Here is a 2194-nt window from a genome sequence, read left to right as displayed (position 1 = left end):
ACCGGGCAGTTCTTGTGATCGAGTCCATGGTGAATGGAGATCTCGCGTCGCAACTCATTGGTCTCGTGCGACAGCAGACGACCAAGCCGATTCACTTTCTTGTCAACACGAGCTACCACGGAGACCATGCTTACGGGAATTATGTATTCCCTGAAAGTACTGTCATCATCCAGCATCCCGCGACCAAGCGTTACATGGACGAGCACTTTGAAGATGATCGCCGTTTCATGATCGGCCTGATGGGCAAAGGTAAGGGCATTGAACGCGTACAGTCCAGAAGCGCCGATGTTGTAGTCCCCGATATGATCAGCGTCGACTTAGGTGGGAGAACAGTAGAAATCCGTCACCTCGGGTTTGCGCAGACTCCCGGGGATCTCGTTGTATGGGTGCCTGAGGCCAAGGTCCTATGGGTCGGCAACATGATCCAGGCGCCCTCCCCCGCACTTCCGTGGCTTTTGGAAGGCCGACATCACGATACGATCGAAACCCTGAGCCGAGTACAGGCCTTTCTTCCTGAGGACGCGACTATTATCCCCGGCCACGGTCGTCCGATGCGTCCTGCAGACATCGATTTCCCACTGAAGTATCTTCGCGAGCTCGATGGCTCGGTGCGCAAGGCCCTCGATGAGGGGCGATCCGCAGAAGAAGCTCCCGATGTAGTCGTGATGGCTCATTACGGCGACTACAGCCTCTTCGAATGGGCGCACAAAACCGTCAACGTTCCAGCTGCATACAGTCATCTGCGAGACAAGGCGACTAAGTAGCGTCCGAGCATGAAGATGACCAGACCGGCATTGGCAATCGAATTGCGTCGATCCCAGCGTTCGGCGAAATAGAGTGCTGTGCCTTGTTGGTTGCACAACGAAAAGTGCGACTGCCGAAGATCAACTATTCGTTCGCTTGCCGTCAGTAATCGAGGTACGCAAGGAGGGTAAACATGGACTTGAAGTCTTCACGGCGGGTGATAGAAAGTGGGCCGACGGCCGACGGACCCTTAACTCGTATATCAGTCTGGGTCACGGACCGGAATCTTCCGTTCCTGGTCTCCAGTATCGGCATGATTGTGATGCTTCTTTGGGCCGGGGCATTCAAGATGACAAAGCCTGGAGCCGAAGGGATTATCCCCTTGGTGTCCAACAGTCCCCTGATCTGGTGGCACTTTAAGTTGTTCGGGCCTTACATCGGGTCAGACATGATCGGTGCGACCGAAGTCACCGCCGCCGTGCTGTTCATCATCGGCTATGTACGCCCAAAAGCAGGTCTCGTGGGAGCGCTCATCACGACGTTGATGTTCTTTATCACCAGCACCATGCTCCTATCGACACCGGGCGCGACCATCGAGTGGAATGGCTTGCGATACATGAACAATCTTGGGCTCTTTCTGTTTAAGGATGTCATATCGCTTGGTGTTTCTTTGTACTTCATCAGCTATTACGGCCGGAAGGCGATGCTCGCTGAGTCGAGAACCAACGGATAGGCCAGCTTTCGCGCTCACTAATCTTTAGGGAAACACTTACGGATAAGGACGCCATCCGGCAAAAGCAGGTATACCGAGACGATCCCTTGAATTCTCCGTAATGTCACTCGACACGCGTATATCCCAAGCGTACCCTTGCCCACCAAGAGGCCCGCACCTTGGACCCCGGTGAAAGAGAGGTTGATTGCATGCAATATATGATCACCTGGAATGAACGCTCGCAGGGCTCGCCCATCGAGTACGAGAATACACAGAAGCGAATCCTGGAAGTCTTCAGCCCATGGAAGGCGCCAGCCAATTTCAAGATCCATTCGTTCGTCATCCGCGTGGGGGACTGGGGCGGGTATATGTTGATGGAATGCGATGACCCGCTCGAAGTGCATAAGTTCTGTTCGATGCTCCCTGCTTTTACATTTGAGGCTCGTCCCGTTGTTCCCGTGGCCGACGCGATTCGTGTGGAACTCGAAGCGATGGCCTATCGCGATGGACTGAAGAAGTAGGTAAAGCCAGTGTCCAGGCAGCTCTCGCCCGTGTGCGGGAGATCAGGGAGATCTTGTAGGGGTGGGCCGAGAGATGGCTCACGATCTTGCCGGAAGGGGCGGAGATGCCCGACGGCACTGGCGAATTTACTGCGAACTTAAGAGAGCTTTCCTGGCCGTGGCGATCTCGGCCAGCTTGGCCTTGTCAACACGCGGATAAGCGAGATCGAGATTGGCC

3 protein-coding genes are annotated in these 2194 nt (G+C 54.8%); all 3 read left to right on the top strand.

The features are described from left to right. Positions 1-764: MBL fold metallo-hydrolase (locus AB4043_RS23230; protein ID WP_442308230.1), on the top strand; the 764-nt coding region annotated here is incomplete at its 5' end. 173 nt (positions 765-937) lie between these two features. After that, on the top strand, positions 938-1477 hold the full coding sequence (locus AB4043_RS23225) for a DUF417 family protein (protein WP_442302198.1): 540 nt from the start codon (positions 938-940) through the stop codon (positions 1475-1477). A 188-nt stretch (positions 1478-1665) separates the two neighbouring features. After that, the gene (locus tag AB4043_RS23220; protein WP_442302199.1) at positions 1666-1977 is read left to right on the top strand and encodes a DUF3303 domain-containing protein; all 312 of its coding nucleotides are present in this window, start codon (positions 1666-1668) and stop codon (positions 1975-1977) included. Positions 1978-2194 lie beyond the last annotated feature (217 nt).

It is taken from the genome of Terriglobus sp. YAF25, assembly GCF_052113305.1.
Classification (GTDB): Bacteria; Acidobacteriota; Terriglobia; order Terriglobales; family Acidobacteriaceae; genus Terriglobus.
Note: the sequence above shows the minus strand (reverse complement) of the source record. Positions and strands in the feature narration are given on the sequence as shown.